17 protein-coding genes and 1 pseudogene are annotated in these 15,862 nt (G+C 59.5%); 5 read left to right on the forward strand and 13 right to left on the reverse strand.

Annotated features, from left to right (window positions below; all coding sequences use genetic code 11):
* Positions 1 to 30 precede the first annotated feature (30 nt).
* The 9 genes and pseudogenes from tnpC to JT51_RS12265 all read right to left on the reverse strand — a co-directional run.
* A pseudogene (gene tnpC, locus JT51_RS22235) lies at positions 31 to 1,566 on the reverse strand (IS66 family transposase); the annotation flags it as partial.
* Between the two features lie 55 nt (positions 1,567 to 1,621).
* Entirely contained in the window at positions 1,622 to 1,975 is a 354-nt protein-coding gene (tnpB, locus tag JT51_RS12230) for an IS66 family insertion sequence element accessory protein TnpB (protein ID WP_037306766.1), read from the reverse strand.
* Positions 1,972 to 2,367, reverse strand: a complete 396-nt coding sequence (locus JT51_RS12235; RefSeq protein WP_037306764.1) for a transposase — start codon at positions 2,365 to 2,367, stop codon at positions 1,972 to 1,974. The genes tnpB and JT51_RS12235 overlap by 4 nt, the downstream gene beginning before the upstream one ends.
* Before the next feature lie 249 nt (positions 2,368 to 2,616).
* On the reverse strand, positions 2,617 to 3,084 hold the full coding sequence (locus JT51_RS12240; RefSeq protein WP_037312896.1) for an Hsp20 family protein: 468 nt from the start codon (positions 3,082 to 3,084) through the stop codon (positions 2,617 to 2,619).
* A 122-nt stretch (positions 3,085 to 3,206) separates the two neighbouring features.
* The gene (locus JT51_RS12245) at positions 3,207 to 4,022 is read right to left on the reverse strand and encodes a trypsin-like serine peptidase (protein ID WP_051927532.1); all 816 of its coding nucleotides are present in this window, start codon (positions 4,020 to 4,022) and stop codon (positions 3,207 to 3,209) included.
* Positions 4,019 to 4,810: a trypsin-like serine peptidase gene (locus tag JT51_RS12250; protein ID WP_037312899.1), complete on the reverse strand. Its 792-nt coding sequence runs from the start codon at positions 4,808 to 4,810 to the stop codon at positions 4,019 to 4,021. The genes JT51_RS12245 and JT51_RS12250 overlap by 4 nt, the downstream gene beginning before the upstream one ends.
* Positions 4,811 to 4,929: 119 nt before the next feature.
* On the reverse strand, positions 4,930 to 6,252 hold the full coding sequence (glcF, locus tag JT51_RS12255; protein ID WP_037312902.1) for a glycolate oxidase subunit GlcF: 1,323 nt from the start codon (positions 6,250 to 6,252) through the stop codon (positions 4,930 to 4,932).
* Between the two features lie 4 nt (positions 6,253 to 6,256).
* Positions 6,257 to 7,357, reverse strand: coding sequence for an FAD-binding protein (locus tag JT51_RS12260; protein WP_037312905.1), 1,101 nt, complete (start codon positions 7,355 to 7,357; stop codon positions 6,257 to 6,259).
* 25 nt (positions 7,358 to 7,382) lie between these two features.
* Positions 7,383 to 8,831: an FAD-linked oxidase C-terminal domain-containing protein gene (locus tag JT51_RS12265; RefSeq protein ID WP_037312908.1), complete on the reverse strand. Its 1,449-nt coding sequence runs from the start codon at positions 8,829 to 8,831 to the stop codon at positions 7,383 to 7,385.
* Between the two features lie 81 nt (positions 8,832 to 8,912).
* Here JT51_RS12265 and JT51_RS12270 point away from each other — a divergent pair, with 81 nt between their 5' ends.
* Together JT51_RS12270 and JT51_RS12275 are read left to right on the forward strand one after the other, a co-directional pair.
* Complete coding sequence (locus tag JT51_RS12270; RefSeq protein WP_037312911.1) at positions 8,913 to 9,611, forward strand: DUF599 domain-containing protein; 699 nt, start codon at positions 8,913 to 8,915, stop codon at positions 9,609 to 9,611.
* 35 nt (positions 9,612 to 9,646) lie between these two features.
* Positions 9,647 to 9,994 (forward strand): hypothetical protein, encoded by a 348-nt coding sequence (locus JT51_RS12275; RefSeq protein WP_037312913.1) that lies wholly within the window; start codon positions 9,647 to 9,649, stop codon positions 9,992 to 9,994.
* Between the two features lie 2 nt (positions 9,995 to 9,996).
* On the opposite strand, the gene JT51_RS12280 is transcribed toward JT51_RS12275, so the two are convergent.
* The 4 genes from JT51_RS12280 to JT51_RS12295 form a co-directional block, all read right to left on the reverse strand.
* Positions 9,997 to 10,482, reverse strand: a complete 486-nt coding sequence (locus JT51_RS12280; protein ID WP_037312916.1) for a flavodoxin family protein — start codon at positions 10,480 to 10,482, stop codon at positions 9,997 to 9,999.
* 1 nt (position 10,483) lies between these two features.
* Entirely contained in the window at positions 10,484 to 10,954 is a 471-nt protein-coding gene (rlmH, locus tag JT51_RS12285; protein ID WP_037312919.1) for a 23S rRNA (pseudouridine(1915)-N(3))-methyltransferase RlmH, read from the reverse strand.
* 44 nt (positions 10,955 to 10,998) lie between these two features.
* Positions 10,999 to 11,358: a ribosome silencing factor gene (gene rsfS, locus JT51_RS12290; RefSeq protein ID WP_037312921.1), complete on the reverse strand. Its 360-nt coding sequence runs from the start codon at positions 11,356 to 11,358 to the stop codon at positions 10,999 to 11,001.
* A gap of 165 nt (positions 11,359 to 11,523) precedes the next feature.
* Positions 11,524 to 12,876, reverse strand: a complete 1,353-nt coding sequence (locus JT51_RS12295; RefSeq protein WP_037312924.1) for a mechanosensitive ion channel family protein — start codon at positions 12,874 to 12,876, stop codon at positions 11,524 to 11,526.
* 252 nt (positions 12,877 to 13,128) lie between these two features.
* Between JT51_RS12295 and leuC the strand changes: the two genes are divergently transcribed.
* The 3 genes from leuC to leuD are packed head-to-tail and all read left to right on the forward strand — an operon-like array spanning position 13,129 to position 15,772.
* Entirely contained in the window at positions 13,129 to 14,532 is a 1,404-nt protein-coding gene (leuC, locus tag JT51_RS12300) for a 3-isopropylmalate dehydratase large subunit (protein WP_037312928.1), read from the forward strand.
* 37 nt (positions 14,533 to 14,569) lie between these two features.
* Positions 14,570 to 15,124, forward strand: coding sequence for an HdeD family acid-resistance protein (locus JT51_RS12305; protein WP_037312931.1), 555 nt, complete (start codon positions 14,570 to 14,572; stop codon positions 15,122 to 15,124).
* A gap of 42 nt (positions 15,125 to 15,166) precedes the next feature.
* On the forward strand, positions 15,167 to 15,772 hold the full coding sequence (gene leuD, locus JT51_RS12310; RefSeq protein ID WP_037312934.1) for a 3-isopropylmalate dehydratase small subunit: 606 nt from the start codon (positions 15,167 to 15,169) through the stop codon (positions 15,770 to 15,772).
* Positions 15,773 to 15,862: the final 90 nt, after the last annotated feature.

Here is a 15,862-nt window from a genome sequence, read left to right on the forward strand (position 1 = left end):
CGGCGTCTGAAGACCGTCTGCTATTGGCTTGAAGTTCCACGGGAGCAGATCGTCGATCTTGTTTTTGGGGTGACCAGTTGCGATGGCTTCGAGCGTGGCCTTGAGATATGCGAAGGGTTCGACACCGTTGATTTTGGCGGTTTCGATCAGAGAGGCTATGCGACCCCAGGCTTTGCCGCCCTCATCGTGCCCCGCAAACAATGCGTTCTTTCTGTTCAGGGCAATTGGCCTGATTAAATTTTCGACCTGGTTGCTATCGATCTCGACGCACCCGTCATTGAGGAAGGTTTGCAGGTCATCCCAGTGACGGTGGATATATGCCAGTTTTTCGCCGAGGCGAGACTTGGCCGAGACGCGGATGCGCTGAGTTTGCAGCCAGTCGCCGAAGGCAGCGACCAGGGGCGCAGATCGGGTCTTGCGTGCCGAGAGACGCTGGCCGGGGGATGTGCCTCGGATGTCTTTTTCGATAGCATAGATTTCGGCGATCTGGCGCAGGCCTTCGGCGGCGATCTCGGATTTGTCGCGGTCGTGGATTTCCTTGAGCTTGCGGCGGGCGTGCGCCCAGCAATGGGCCACGACGATGGGCTCGCCGCCCTTGCGCGTGGTGCGGGTCAGACGATTGTATCCGGGGTAGCCATCCAGTTGCAGGATGCCGTCGAAGCCTGTGAGGAACTTTTCCGCATTCTCGCCCCGCCGGTCGGGGGCGTAGAAGAACACGACCCCCGGCGGGTCATCGCCGCCCCAATTGCGATCATCGCGGGCCAAAGCCCAGAGATATCCGGTTTTGGTCTTCTTGCGGCCGGGGTCGAGGATCGGGGCTGTCGTTTCGTCCATGAAGAGCTTCGTGGAGGTCTTCAGGTGCTCGGCCAGCCGGTCCACGACCGGGCCCAGATGGAAGGCTGCCTTGCCGACCCAATCCGCCAGAGTGGATCGGTGAATGTCGATGCCTGTACGACCCAGGATTTGGGATTGCCTGTAAAGCGGACAGTGATCGGCATATTTTGACACCAACACATGCGCGATGGTGCCCTCTGTTGGCAGCGCTCTTTCGATCAGGCGTGCTGGTGCCAGGGCCTGGGTCACGCCATCGGTGCAATGGCGGCAGGCGTATTTTGGACGCACGGTGACAATCACGCGCAGTTTGGCGGGCACGATATCCAGCCGCTCGGATCGGTCTTCGCCGATCTTGTGCATCTCCCCGCACCCGCAGGGGCAGGTCAGGCTATCGGGTTCGACAATCTGCTCGATGCGTTCCAGATGCTCTGGCAGGGTGCCCAGATTGCGGCGCGCCACCTGTTTGCGTTTTGGCCCATCTTCGCCGGGGGCTTGGGTGTCTTTACGCTCCTGAACCTCGGCGACAGCAACTTCGAGTTCTTCGAACAGGAGCTGGCGTTCGTCCTCATCCAGCTTCTCGGACTTCTTGCCATGCACCGCATGGTTCAGTTCCGCCACCAGATGCTCAAGCCGTTTGTTGACCTCCTTGAGTTCCGCGACCTGCGCCTCGAACAGCACCCGGAACTCGGGCGGCAGCAGGCTCAAATCAAGGTCTTTGGCAGCGTCGGACATGGCTTCCGCATAGCACGAAAGCCCAGGTTTGACGCGGCCAAAACAAGCCCCTGATTCACTCAGCCGCAGCCGGAGGGCGGCTTTCCAAAGCCTTCACCTTACGCCAGTCCAACCCCGCAAAAAGCGCCTCAAACTGGGCATGGTTCAGCGCCATCGCACCGTCCCGAATGGCGGGCCAGGTGAAACTCGTGTCTTCCAGCCGCTTGTACGCCATCACAAGGCCCGTCCCATCCCAGTAAAGCAGCTTGAGCCTGTCAGCACGTTTGGAACGGAACACAAAGACAGTGCCTGTGAAAGGATCCTTGCGCAGAACAGATTGCACCAGCGCTGACAACCCGTCATGGCCCTTTCTAAAATCCACCGGATTGGTCGCCACCAGGATCCGCACCCGGTTCGAGGGGAAGATCATGACCCAACCCCAAGCGCCCGGACAATCTCAGCAATCCGTACCGCCGGAGTGGCCCCATCCAGCTTGATCAAGAGGTCTCCAGCCGCGATCTCGATGGGCTGGGTAGAAGGCATAACTTCCAGAGCAGGCGGCTCCTCAAAAACCACCAGCGGCGCAAACGCAGCTTCCTCCTCCAAAACCGGAAGAACAAGATCACCATCTTTGGCCATCCGCCGCCACGACGAGACGTGGTTCGGCTTCAAGCCATATTTGGCAGCAACATCATTCACTGCCGCACCCGTCAGCAGCGTCTCAGCCACAATCCGCGCCTTCAAATCATCCGGCCACCGCCGCCTCCCATCAGATGAGAAGATAACGCCAAGCCCAATGAGATACTCTCTTGTACTCTCCATGGAGAAACTCACCTCAAAAAAACACTCCAAGGCGGAATCTCAGATCAACCGAAGGGCTGGAAGGTGATCGTCACGCACCGCTGTACTCTATTGCCGCCATTCGCGCAGCCGCATTGAATTCACAATTTGCCCTGCTCAGCAGACAAACCGCGCCTCAAAAAAACAACGCCCCGCGTCTGGAGGAACGCGGGGCGCTTGGTGCGATAGTCCAGAGAGGAGGAGACTATCGCGGTGTAAGGATCGGCCGTCTTAGTTTACGGCCTTGGCGTCAACCACGTCCTTTTCGATGGCCTTGGACGAGGAAATCTCGATCCGGCGCGGTTTCAGGGCCTCGGGGACCTCGCGCTTGAGGTCGATGTTCAGCATGCCGTTCTCATGGCTCGCGCCGGTGACGCGGACATGGTCGGCCAAGGCAAAGCGGCGCTCGAATGCGCGGGTGGCGATGCCGCGGTGCAGATAGCTGCGCTCTGTGTCCTCGGCGGCTTTCTTGCCAGCGACGATCAGGGCGTTTTCCTTGACTTCGACCGTCAGGTCATCTTCCGAAAATCCGGCGACAGCGACCGAGATGCGATAGGTGTCGACATCGGTTTTTTCGATGTTATAGGGCGGATAGCTGGGCTGGGCCACGTCGTTGGTCAACACGCGATCCATCATGTCGGCGATCTGGTCAAAGCCAATGGTGGCGCGGTGCAGCGGTGCAAAATCGAATGTACGCATGTGTTGTATCCTCATGTCTGAGCGATCAGTGTTTTGCCCTCCGTTCGGACGGGCGGTGGAATATGCCAGGCCCCGTTTGCGGCGACCCGGTACAATTCACATGGGTAGCTGTTTGGCCGAGTTCAAGACCCGCCGGAGGAGATGAATTTCGCGCCGGAACTGGATTTCCCGGACCCCACCTGCAACCGGCGGATGGTGGCCTTGGGTTTTGGCGCGTCACGGCGCAGATCAGCCTTGAGGTCGGCCACGATGCCGGTCAGCTCCATGCCGAATCCGACCTTCTGACGCCCATCGGTTCCAACTGCGGATACGACGGACAAAATCTGCCATCGCGGGCCGTTTCGCGCCAATAGGGCAGAGCCTGAAGACCCAAATGTGATATCGCAGTTAAAGGTGATCAGCCCCTGTCGCCGCTGCAAAATGCGGCAGGACCGTTCCCGGGTGATCGCCTCGGCCCGGCCGCGCCCGTATGAGGCAATGCTGACCTCATTCCCGGCCACACGCCCGCTGTGCAGGGCAAAGGGATCGGCCACGGAATAAGGTATCGGCTGTTCTAGCCGCATCAGGGCGACATCAATGCGGACGGCCTCGGCCGACAGTTCCGCATGGCGGGTGTAATCCGGATGGACCGCGATCTGGGCGACCTTACGCTCAGCCAATGCCTTGCCGTTGCTCAGCCCGGCCCGGAATGTCACCGCGCTGGGGACGTAGGTCTTGCCCGTTTTTTCGTCAATCGCGCAATGGGCAGCGGTCAGAACCAGATCCTGGGCAATCAATGTGCCGGTGCAGAACCCCTGGTCGCCGATATCCAGCCGGCCGATGGCCTCCCAACCGTACAGGTCCTCGCGGTCTGTCAGCTTGCGCTTGTTGCTTTGGGCATGGGACGCAGTCGACAGGATCGACAGGCACATGAGGATATACAGAAAACCCCGGATCATGGCTTGATGAACCGGGCACCAATGTTGCTTTGTGCGCCGCCCTGAGTGGTTGAGGCGACAAAGCCGCGGCCCGCCGACAGTTCGGATTGCAACAGGGTCAGAGACCCTTCGACAACCGTGCCGATGGCGACACGTTGCCCGTTGTATTCAGCCTTTGCCGCAACCACGGAAACGATGCGCGGGCGGTCGCCGTCAAAGGAAAAAACCGGCGCGCCCGACGATCCGAATTCCACGTCGCACGACATCACCAGAACGTCCAGGTTTCGGGTCATGACAGAGCAGACCTCTTGCAGCGACGGGGCCTCGGCCCGGTCTTGCGCGTAAGAGACCACGCCAACCTCTTCGCCGCGCCTGGGGCGGTTTCCGGTTTCGAACGGGATGATGGATGTGTTTCTGATCGGTTGCCACAGCTCGATCAGGGCAATGTCGCTTTGCAGTGCCGCTGTGGATGCGTCACCGCCGAATTCATAGTCGGGGTGAATGACAGCCTGACGGGCCGCCCGGTAAGCCGAAGCGCGCCCCAACCGCCAAGCGGCCAGGAATTCGACCCGCGACAGATCGATCCGCTGACCCGTCACTTTGTCATACAGGCAATGTGCAGCGGTCAGAACAAGGTTTGGGGAAATCAGCGTGCCCGTGCAAAACCCCGAACCACCTATGTTCAGACGACCGACAGCCATCCAAGCCCGCCCGGAATCGGTGGTTTCCAGGCTTTTCAGCCCGGTTTCCTGCGCCATGGCAGCCAAGGGCATGACCGCCAGCGCAAAGGCCCTGATCCAGTTTCGCAAGCGGTTCTCCGGCGTTGCTGTTGGCCTATCTTTATATGCCGGGGGTGCGGCGAAAATAGGGCGGTCACCTTTCCGACGGTTTGTGATCAAATCTGATGCGCCCTTGCATCAAGCGGCATCTATGTCAGGATCGGAACGTCCGGGGTGCGCCTCTGCTTTTGCTGCAACGCCGTTGGCTTTGGCCCGCCCGTGGCCCAATCCAGCAGCTCAACGGTATGCACAACCGGCACCTCTGTCCCCGAGCCGATCTGCATCATGCAGCCAATATTGCCAGCCGCGATCACATCGGGATTTTTCGCCTCAAGCGTTCGGACCTTGCGCTGCTTCAACTGGCCCGAGATTTCGGGCTGCATCAGGTTGTATGTTCCGGCGCTGCCACAGCACAGGTGACTGTCTGCGGGCTCTAACACAGTAAAACCGGCTTTGATCAGCAAATTCTTGGGATGCGTTTTGATCTTTTGCCCGTGTTGCAGGGAACAGGCGGCGTGGTAGGCGACGACCATTTCCCTGTGTGCGCCTTCGGGCAGGTCCAGTTGCACCAACAGCTCGCTGATATCCATTGCAAGGGCTGACACCCGGGCGGCATCCTCGGCCAGCGGGTCGTTGCGGAACATGTGGCCATAGTCTTTTACCGTGGTGCCACAGCCCGAAGTGTTGATGACAATGGCATCCAGGCCTGCGCCATCCATCTCGGCACGCCAGGCTCTGATATTGGCCTCTGCGGCTTTGTGACTGTCGCGGGTCTTGCCCATGTGATGGGTCAGCGCACCGCAGCAACCGGCCCCTTCGGCGATCACAACCTCGCAACCCAGCCGCGTCAGCAGGCGGATCGTGGCATCGTTGATATCGGTGTTCAGCGCCTTTTGCGCGCAGCCCGTCATCAGCGCCACGCGTTTTAGGCGTGGGCCTTTGGGTTCAAAGCTTTGCGGGTCGTCATTGCGGCTGACCGGCGGGATATGTTTCGGCGCCATCTCAAGCATGGCCCGCAGGCGCGCGTCCGGCATCAAAAATTTGAGCGGGCGGCCCAACCTTGCCCCGATCAGCGCCCAGCGGAATCGCATCGGATAGGGCAAGATCTGCGCCAGAATCCAGCGCAGCGCGCGGTCCGTAAAGGGGCGCTTGTAATTTGCCTCGATGTATTCCCGCGCGTGGTCCACCAGATGCATGTAATGTACGCCGGACGGGCAGGTCGTCATACACGCTAGGCACGACAGGCAGCGGTCGATATGTTTGACCGTTTTCTCATCCGGTACACGCTCGTTCTCCAGCATGTCCTTGATCAGATAAATGCGCCCGCGCGGGCTGTCCAATTCATCGCCCAGCACCTGATAGGTGGGGCAGGTCGCGGTACAGAATCCGCAATGCACGCAGCTGCGCAGGATGTCGTTCGACCTTTGGATCGCCGGGTCCTGCAACTGTTTTTCGGTAAACGTAGTCTGCATCAGCTTACCCCATCAGCCCCGGATTAAAGAGGCCACGCGGGTCAAAACGCCGCCGTACCCCCTGTGTCAGAGCCTTGATTCCGGCATCTTCCGGCTGAAACCGACCCAGCGCTTCGGCGGTTTCAGCATCGGCCCGCACAAGCGTTGCGTGCCCGTCAAACGCACCCAGCCGGTCCCGCAGGTCAATACCACCCGGCACCCGCGCCCAGATCAGGCCGCCACCCCAATCAAACAAAGTCTGGTCTGCCCCTAGCCGCGCCGCGATATCGGGTGCGTCGGTTGGTTTGACCGATATCCGCCAAATGTCTCCGTCCTGACCTTCAAAGGCCCTGACATCCCGCAACGCCCGCCACAGGTCAGCCGGTTGCGCAACCTCGGCGATTTCACCAAACCCGGACAGCGCAGCTGTCAGTTGCTGGCTGCGATACGCCACGGACTCCAGGCCCCCCTCAACCCGCAGCAGCACGCGTCCGGTTTGCGAGTCGTATGCGGCCCCGCTGACCTCAAACGGTGATTTCAGCGCTGCGGACATGACCTGAACGGCATCCGCAACCTCAGGCACCCCAACGGCCAGAGTTGCCACCGTTTCGGGCTTTGGCAGCACCTTCAACGATACTTCGGTCAAAACCCCCAACGTCCCCCAAGAGCCTGCCATCAACTTGACCAGATCATAGCCGGTCACATTCTTCATGACCCGACCACCATTTTTGATCACCTGCCCCATGCCATCGACATAACGCACACCCAGCAGGAAATCCCGGCACGCCCCGGCCTGAATTCGGCGCGGGCCCGAGATATTGGCAGCCACCACGCCACCGATGGTCGGCTCGCCTTGCGTGCCCAGCAACCCCCGGTGATCCATCGGCTCAAAGGCAAGCTGCTGGCCTTCGGCCTCCAGCGCGGCCTCAATCTCGGCCACCGGCGTTCCCGCCCGCGCCACAAGGGTCAGCGCGCCGGGCTCATACAGCGTGATGCCGCGCAACCCCAGGGTTTCAATCACCACCTCGGGCCCGCCAATACCACGGGTGCCACCCCCGGCAATGCGCACCGGCCCATTCAGCCCGGCCACCATCTTGGCCAGTTCAGCCTCAGTCTCAGGTTTCATCGCATTTCTTCTTTGTTAGAGCCGATTATTCCGCAGCCGCCCGCATCTTTCGGCGCGCTTCAGAGGCGTCCAGCGGGAACACTTTGGCAGGGTTCAGCAGCCAGTTCGGATCAAACACATCCTTCACGGCCATCTGTGCCTCAAGATCCTGATCGGCGTATTGGTGCGACATCAGATCCCGTTTTTCGATCCCCACCCCATGCTCGCCGGTCAGGCAGCCCCCGACATCAACACAGAGCTTCAGGATTTCAGCCCCGAACGCCTCGCATTTCTCAAGATCACCGGGCTTGTTGGCATCAAACAGGATCAGCGGGTGCATGTTGCCGTCGCCCGCGTGGAATACGTTCCCCACAGGCAGACCGTATTCCGCACTCATCTCTCCGATCCGGCGCAGCACTTCGGGCAGCGAAGATACCGGGATCGTCCCGTCCAGGCACATGTAATCATTCATCTGCCCCATTGCGCCAAATGCCGATTTCCGTCCCAGCCAGATTTTCGCGCTTTCCTCGGCCGATTGGCTTTCGCGCAGTTCAACCGGATTATGACGTTTGGCGATCTCGATGATCTTTGACAGTTGATGGTCGATTTCCGCGTCCGAGCCTTCAACTTCGACGATCAAAAGGGCCGTGCAATCCGGATAGCCCGCGTGGGCAAAATTCTCGCAGGCCCGGATGCACAGCGTGTCCATGAATTCGATCGCCACCGGCAAAATGCCCGATTTTATGATGTCCGAGACGCATTGCCCCGCCACCTCATTGTCATCGAACCCCATCAGCACGGGCCGGGCGCCTTCGGGTTTGCGCAGGATGCGCAGCGTCGCCTCGGTCACGACGCCCAGCTGCCCTTCAGATCCGCAGATGACACCCAGTAAGTCCAGCCCGCCCGCATCCAGATGCGCGCCGCCGATTTCAACCACACTGCCATCCATCAAGACCATCGTGACACCCAGCAGGTTGTTGGTGGTCACACCGTATTTCAGGCAATGCGCGCCCCCGGAATTCATCGCGATATTGCCTGCAATCGCACAGGCCAGTTGCGAGGACGGGTCCGGGGCATAGAAAAAATCCTCTTCCTCGACCGCGCCGGTCACGCTCAGATTGGTGCGGCCGGTCTGAACCCGGATGAACCGATTGTCATAGTCGGTTTCCAGAACCTCATTCATGCGGGCGACGCCGAGGATGACACAATCCGCTGTCGGCAACGCCCCGCCTGCCAGCGAAGTCCCCGACCCGCGCGGCACAACCGGCACGCCCTCTTGATGGCAGATGCGCAACACATCCGCGACCTCTTGCGTGGTCGAAGGCAAAACCGCCAGCATCGGTGGGCACCGATAGGCCGTCAGCGCATCACATTCATAGGCGCGTGTCTCGGACGGGTCATGAATCACCGCGTCCTTGGGCAGCACCCGCTGCAACCGCTGCAAAACCGCAGCCTTGCGGCGCAGGACATCAGGGTTAGGCGTCGGCATTTCCATGGCTGAACCTCCAGTTGGTAAAATAATATTACCAATTTTACGATCTAGCAAGTTGCAACCCCAAGACGTAGTGTCGCGCTTATGTCCTGGATCGAACAAACTCTTCTTTTTTCGCCGCTCGACTATGGTGGCATTGCGCTGTTGATCGCGGCCTGGCTGTGGATCGGTTGGCGGATCGAAAACGCGTCACCGCAAAAGCCGTCGGTCGGGCAGCTTATGGATGATTACCGCCGGGATTGGATGAAGGAAATGGTGACACGTCAACCCCGCATGTTCGATGCGCAGGTCGTGGGCACCATGCGACAAGGCAGCACGTTTTTTGCATCCACCACGATGATCGCCATTGGGGGCGGGCTTGCCTTGCTGGGCAATACCGACCGTCTGGCCGGGGTCGCCAAGGATCTTGCGCTGGGCGCCGCCCCCGCGCTGGTGTGGGAGGTCAAGATCCTGATCATCCTGCTTTTTTTGGCCAACGCCTTTCTGAAATATGTCTGGGCGCACCGTTTGTTCGGCTATTGCGCGGTTCTGATGGCGGCTGTTCCGAACGATCCCGATGAACCCGGGGCCTATCCCCGTGCCGCACAGGCCGCCGAAATCTGCGTGACAGCGGCGCGCAGCTTCAATCGCGGATTGCGGGCGACCTATTTCGCATTGGCGGCGGTGACATGGATGTTAGGCCCGGAGGCCCTGGTTCTGGGCACGCTGATCACACTTGCCATGCTGTACCGGCGGGAATTTGCGTCTCATTCACGGGCGGTCCTGCTGAACACCGGAACGTGATCGCAATTGCGCTTGTTAGAGGCTAATTTCACATCATGAGATATCTTGTTCTGACCGCCCTTCTTGGCACCCCGGTACTGGCCGACGGACCCGTGATCGAAAATGTCACCGCCCAGCGCAACGGCGAGACTTGGCGATTCGACGTAACCGTGTCCCACCCTGACACGGGCTGGGATCACTATGCGGATGGCTGGCGCGTTCTGGATATGGACGGTAACGAGCTGGGTATGCGGGTCCTGCACCACCCGCACGAACAGGAACAGCCCTTTACCCGATCCCTTGGTGGCGTGGCGATTCCTTCGGAAGCAACACAGGTTCAGGTGCAAGCGCGTTGTAATCAGGACGGGTGGGCCGATCAGATGTTCACAGTCACGCTGCCCTAGGATCAGAACACGCCCATTTCCAACCCGGCGGCCATGGCCTGTCCGATCTCACGGCAGGTTTCCAGCTGATCGTCAGGGATGGCCTTTTCGGCCAGAATCGCGTCAGGCGTTTGCGCGTGGGTGCAGATGATCAGCGGCGGCTGCACCTGTTTCAACCGCCAGCCGGTGGCGATGCGGGCGATTTGACGGGCGGCATTTTCCCCGTCGGACCCGGCGCAGATCATCTGGGCATAGGGGCGTCCTTCGATACGACCCAGAACCGGATAATAGCAGCGGTCGAAAAACTCTTTCATCAGACCCGAAATCGCGGCCAGATTCTCAGGCGCGCAGAACAGATAACCATCGGCGCGCAGCAGATCGTCAGGCTCGGCCTGATCGGCGGGTTTGAGGATGGTTTCGGTCTCATTCCGCGCGGCCTCAGCGGCGGCTTCGGCCATCTGCCGGGCTCCGCCGGTGCGCGAATGGTAAACGATCAAAAGCTGCGCCATGTCAGACCCGGTGATAGGGGCCGCCCGACAGGATGGTTGCGGCCCGATACAATTGCTCGGCCAGCATCACACGGACCAGCATATGCGGCCAGACCATCGACCCGAAAGAAATGGAAAAATCCGCCTGCGCCCGCAGATCAGGGTCTATTCCGTCCGCGCCGCCAATGATCAGTGCCAGATCCTGCCGACCGGCATCGCGCCAGCCGCCCAGTTTTTGCGCAAAATCCGGCGAGGACATCACCCGCCCGCGTTCGTCCAGCGTGCAGATTACAGCGCCCTTGGGCAATGCCTTGCGCAGCAAGGCGGCCTCGGCCCCCATGCCTGCGTTTTTCTTGTCCTCAACCTCGACCACACGGGCAGGCCCAAGGCCCAACGCGCGGCCGGTTCGGTCAAAACGGGTCAGATAATCGTCAAGCAGGGTCTTCTCCGGTCCGGCGCGCAATCGCCCGACCGCAACTATGCTGATTCGCATATCACTCTCGCCTCCGGCCCGTTAATGCGGCCCGGGATAGCGCCTCAGCTCGCCGAGGCGCTGCCGCCCTGGGGCAGCCACATCTTTTCCAGCTGATAGAATTCGCGCACTTCGGGGCGGAAGATATGGACGATCACGTCGCCCGTATCGATCAACACCCAATCGCCGGCATCCTTGCCTTCGACCTTGGACGTGAAACCGAATTCCTGCTTGATGCGATCCGTCAGTTTTTCCGCCATGGCCGAGACCTGACGTGTCGAACGCCCGGACGCAATAACCATGTGATCCGCGACGGACGACTTGCCCTGCAGGTTGATCTGCACGACGTCTTCGGCCTTGTCATCGGAAAGTGAGGAAAGGATTCGTTCAAGCAGCCTATCGCTGATTGACTGAGAGTGGGCCATTACACTGGCCCCTTCATCGGCGGGCAAACCCGCCTGGGTATGTAGAGACAGGACATGGTCCTCCTTTGCTGCGCGCCGTCAAACCTTCGGCGCTGGGGTACTATAAAGGTAACAAGGGGAATGCAACATTTCAATGAAAGCGCGCCCTAGGGGGTGCACGATGGCTCACTCTTTGGCGATCTGTTGCGCGTCTGCGCTGTCTGACAGCAGCCGGACCTCGCGTTGCGGGAAGGGCAGAGATATCCCTTCAGCCTGAAACGCGTCCCATAGCGCAAGGTAGACATTGCCCCGGATATTGGTCAGCCCCTTGGTCGGATCGCTGATCCAGAACCGCAGCACATAGTCCACACTGCTATCGCCAAACCCGGTGATATGGCAAACCGGTTCATGTGAGCCGCCGCTGAGCACGCGTTTTACTGTCTTAACCGACCGGATTGCCGTTGCGCGCACTTTGTGCGGATCATCGCCATAGCTGGTGCCGAACTCCAGATCCAGCCGCACAAAGCGGTCCGAATGCGACCAGTTTACCACCTGATTGGTGATCAGATCTTCGTTCGGGATCAGATATTCCCGCCCGTCCCGCGTGACGACCGAGACATAGCGCGCACCCAGCGCGTTGATCCAACCAAACGTATCACCCAGCGAGATCACGTCGCCCGGTTTGATCGAGCGATCCATCAGGATAATGATCCCGGAAATCAGGTTTGAGACCACCTTTTGCAAGCCAAAACCGATGCCCACACCGATGGCACCGGACAGCAGCGCAATGCCGGTCAAATCAAACCCAAGCGTTCGGATCGCGGCCATGAAGACCGCGCCGTACAGCAGCACCTGAATGCCCTTGGCCAGCAAAACCTGCATGGACGGGGTGATGTCGTCGTTACCCTTCAGCCCGCGTTCAGCCGCGCGTGTCCCCACGCGGGCCAGGGTCAACAGGATACCAATCAGCAGAACGGCCTTTAGAATGCCCAGTGCCGAAATGTGCAGATCGCCGATGGAAATCGCCAGCCCATCCAGAAAATCAGCCACGTCATCCGTCAGATTCAACGCAACCAGCGTTGCATAGACCCACATGGCCCACTTGAATATCCGCCGCAGCGTCCGGTTACGCACCAGCCGGGCCACCAGCGCAATGGCCAGCCACGCGGCGGCCAAAGTCGCGATCACACCGATAATATAGCTGCGGGACGGCCATGTGATGTGCTGCATCAACAGATACAGCCCCCAGGCCAGCAGCACGAAATAAACCAGCGTCAGGCGCTGCATCAAATGCACCAGCGTCCGCAAGCGCCATTTGGGCCAACCGGTGCGGGCGCGGGCCCAGGCGTCCCAACGGGATTGCGTCAGAACCTTCAGAACAAGGGCCAAAGCCCATAAAAACAAGATGATGACCAACTGGTATTGCCGCCAACCCGGAGTGACGATCAGTTCGACAAATTTTCCGATTTGCGAAGAAAAGCCCGTGACCATGTTGGCATAGAGGTCCGACAGTGAACTGGGGATCAGGTCTTGGTTCATGCACGTCTCCTGTACCTCAACTTGAACAGCGTTGCCGCGCGATGCAAGCCTGACACCGGATTGAACCTTGATTGACGGTAGAACGCGATATATCTGGGGCACATGAGACTCAACCTGGCCCCAGCTCCGACACTGCAAGACCGTACGCGCCTGCGTGAGCGGTTCTTTGGGGCCGCCCGCACGGTTCTGGCCTGCCTATAAGCGCGTCCAGCCACTCGCCAGCTATTTCTCATTACATACGGGAGAGGACCGATGTCCCCCAAAACACTCTATGACAAGATCTGGGATGCCCATGTCGCGCATGAAGCCGATGATGGAACCTGTTTGCTGTATATCGACCGCCATCTGGTGCACGAAGTGACCAGCCCGCAGGCCTTTGAAGGGCTGCGCATGGCGGGCCGCCCGGTGCGCGCACCGGAAAAGACCATCGCGGTACCGGATCATAACGTGCCCACCACCGCCGACCGCGTGAACGGGATCGAAAACCCGGAATCGCGCATTCAGGTCGAAGCGCTGGACAAGAACGCCAAGGATTTTGGCATTCACTATTACCCGGTGCATGACGTACGTCAGGGCATCGTCCACATCGTCGGCCCGGAACAGGGCTGGACCCTGCCCGGCATGACCGTTGTCTGCGGCGACAGCCACACCGCCACGCATGGCGCGTTTGGTGCGCTGGCCCACGGCATCGGCACGTCCGAGGTTGAGCATGTTCTGGCCACGCAAACGCTGATCCAGAAGAAATCCAAGAACATGAAGGTGGAAATCACCGGCAAACTGCAGCCGGGCGTGACCGCCAAGGACATCACGCTGGCCGTGATTGGTGAAACCGGCACCGCCGGCGGCACCGGCTATGTCATCGAATATTGCGGCGAAGCGATCCGCGATCTGTCGATGGAAGGTCGCATGACCGTCTGCAACATGGCGATCGAAGGCGGTGCCCGCGCGGGTCTGATTGCGCCGGATGAGACCACCTTTGAATATGTCAAAGGCCGCCCACACGCGCCGAAGGGTGCCCAGTGGGAAGCGGCTCTGAACTGGTGGAAAACGCTCTACACCGACGAAGACGCGCATTTCGACAAGGTCATCACCCTGCGCGGTGAAGATATCGCACCCGTCGTCACATGGGGCACCAGCCCCGAGGATGTTCTGCCGATCACGGCGACCGTGCCACATCCCGAAGATTTCGAAGGTGGTAAAGTCGACGCAGCCCGCCGTTCTATCGAATACATGGGACTGGAAGCCGGTCAAAAGCTGAGCGATGTGGAAATCGACACCGTCTTTATCGGCTCCTGCACCAATGGCCGGATCGAAGATCTGCGCGCCGCCGCCGAAATCCTGAAGGGTAAAAAGATCAAGGATGGCATCCGTGCCATGATCGTGCCCGGTTCGGGTCTGGTCCGTGCCCAGGCCGAAGAAGAAGGTCTGGCCGAGATTTTCAAAGAGGCCGGATTCGAATGGCGTCTGGCAGGATGTTCGATGTGTCTGGCCATGAACCCCGATCAGTTGCAGCCGGGCGAGCGCTGCGCCGCCACCTCGAACCGCAACTTTGAAGGCCGTCAGGGCCGCGGTGGGCGCACCCATTTGCTAAGCCCGGCAATGGCTGCCGCAGCGGCACTTACAGGACGGCTGACAGACGTCCGAGAATTGATGTAAGGTGCCCTCATATCTAGATATTTGAGGGATTGAAGACATGAGTGACTGGATCAAATGGCTCCTGCTGGGGCTTCTATCCATAGCGTTCGGAATTATTGTCTTGGGCGCGCCTGTGGTGGCGTCGGTTGCCGTGACAGTGGTGACCGGTGTGTTGCTGCTGATCGCGGGCGCGCTGCAGGTAGTTGGCGGCTTTACCGTCGACGGCACAGGCAACAAGATCCTGTCACTCATCATGGGTGCGGTGATGCTGTTTCTGGGCTGGTCCTTTCTGGATCACCCGTTGCAGGGCACGCTGACGCTGGCGACAGTGATGCTGATCCTGTTCATGGCAGGCGGCATCGCGCGGGTCATTCTGTCGTTCCAGATGAAAGGCACGCAGTTTTTCTGGCCCACGATGATCTCGGGCATCCTGTCGATCATCCTTGCGGGCATCATCTGGTCTTATGCGGCCAGCGAACCAGCCGCCTTGCTTAGCCTGCTTGGCATCCTGCTGGGCATCGAGATGCTGTTCAACGGGTTCGGATTGGTCTTCATGGCGTTCTTCATCAGGAACGCACCCAAAGACGAAACAACAGAAGCGAAACAAGCTTAAACGCGGGGCATGGGCGCGGCCCTCTCCCGCAGGAGTGTGAACATGGAAAAGTTTGACAAAGTCCACGGGGTGGCCGCCCCAATGCCATTGATCAATATCGACACCGATATGATCATTCCAAAAGTACACCTGAAAACCATCAAACGGTCCGGCCTTGGCGTCGTGCTGTTTGACGAGATGCGCTATCACGATCATGGCGGCGAGAATGAAGAGTTCATTCTGAACAAACCCGCCTATCGCAACACCGAGATTCTGGTGGCGGGCGATAACTTCGGCTGCGGCTCGTCACGCGAACACGCGCCTTGGGCGATCAAGGATTTCGGCATCAAGGTTGTGATCTCGACCAGCTTTGCCGATATCTTCTTCAACAACTGCTTCAAGAACGGCATTCTGCCCATCGTGGTCGCAGAAGAACATCACGTGGTTCTGATGGATGACGCACATAAGGGCGAGAATGCCCGCATGACCGTGCATCTGGAAGACCAGCAAATCACCACCTCGGATGGTGTTGTGATCGAATTCGAAGTCGACCCGCATCGCAAGCACTGCCTGCTGAACGGTCTGGACGACATCGGCCTGACGATGGAAAAGAACCACCACATCGACAAATTCGAAGATCATGCAAGTCAGGCCCGCCCCTGGGTCTGATTCTGTGGATAAATATGGGGACAATCAACTTAATGGGATCGCACCTGCGGTCCCATTCGCGTTCTTGGTGATTTAACTCCGACAACCACA

The sequence above is a fragment of the Ruegeria halocynthiae genome, from assembly GCF_000743705.1.
GTDB classification, from domain to species: domain Bacteria; phylum Pseudomonadota; class Alphaproteobacteria; order Rhodobacterales; family Rhodobacteraceae; genus Ruegeria; species Ruegeria halocynthiae_B.

Bases quoted from the DNA above. Each gene is read 5' to 3' on its own strand.
- tnpB (WP_037306766.1), bottom strand. From the start codon at position 1,975: ATGATCTTCCCCTCGAACCGGGTGCGGATCCTGGTGGCGACCAATCCG.
- JT51_RS12235 (WP_037306764.1), bottom strand. From the start codon at position 2,367: ATGGAGAGTACAAGAGAGTATCTCATTGGGCTTGGCGTTATCTTCTCA.
- JT51_RS12240 (WP_037312896.1), bottom strand. From the start codon at position 3,084: ATGCGTACATTCGATTTTGCACCGCTGCACCGCGCCACCATTGGCTTT.
- JT51_RS12245 (WP_051927532.1), bottom strand. From the start codon at position 4,022: ATGATCCGGGGTTTTCTGTATATCCTCATGTGCCTGTCGATCCTGTCG.
- glcF (WP_037312902.1), bottom strand. From the start codon at position 6,252: ATGCAGACTACGTTTACCGAAAAACAGTTGCAGGACCCGGCGATCCAA.
- JT51_RS12260 (WP_037312905.1), bottom strand. From the start codon at position 7,357: ATGAAACCTGAGACTGAGGCTGAACTGGCCAAGATGGTGGCCGGGCTG.
- JT51_RS12265 (WP_037312908.1), bottom strand. From the start codon at position 8,831: ATGGAAATGCCGACGCCTAACCCTGATGTCCTGCGCCGCAAGGCTGCG.
- JT51_RS12270 (WP_037312911.1), top strand. From the start codon at position 8,913: ATGTCCTGGATCGAACAAACTCTTCTTTTTTCGCCGCTCGACTATGGT.
- JT51_RS12275 (WP_037312913.1), top strand. From the start codon at position 9,647: ATGAGATATCTTGTTCTGACCGCCCTTCTTGGCACCCCGGTACTGGCC.
- JT51_RS12280 (WP_037312916.1), bottom strand. From the start codon at position 10,482: ATGGCGCAGCTTTTGATCGTTTACCATTCGCGCACCGGCGGAGCCCGG.
- rlmH (WP_037312919.1), bottom strand. From the start codon at position 10,954: ATGCGAATCAGCATAGTTGCGGTCGGGCGATTGCGCGCCGGACCGGAG.
- rsfS (WP_037312921.1), bottom strand. From the start codon at position 11,358: ATGGCCCACTCTCAGTCAATCAGCGATAGGCTGCTTGAACGAATCCTT.
- JT51_RS12295 (WP_037312924.1), bottom strand. From the start codon at position 12,876: ATGAACCAAGACCTGATCCCCAGTTCACTGTCGGACCTCTATGCCAAC.
- leuC (WP_037312928.1), top strand. From the start codon at position 13,129: ATGTCCCCCAAAACACTCTATGACAAGATCTGGGATGCCCATGTCGCG.
- JT51_RS12305 (WP_037312931.1), top strand. From the start codon at position 14,570: ATGAGTGACTGGATCAAATGGCTCCTGCTGGGGCTTCTATCCATAGCG.
- leuD (WP_037312934.1), top strand. From the start codon at position 15,167: ATGGAAAAGTTTGACAAAGTCCACGGGGTGGCCGCCCCAATGCCATTG.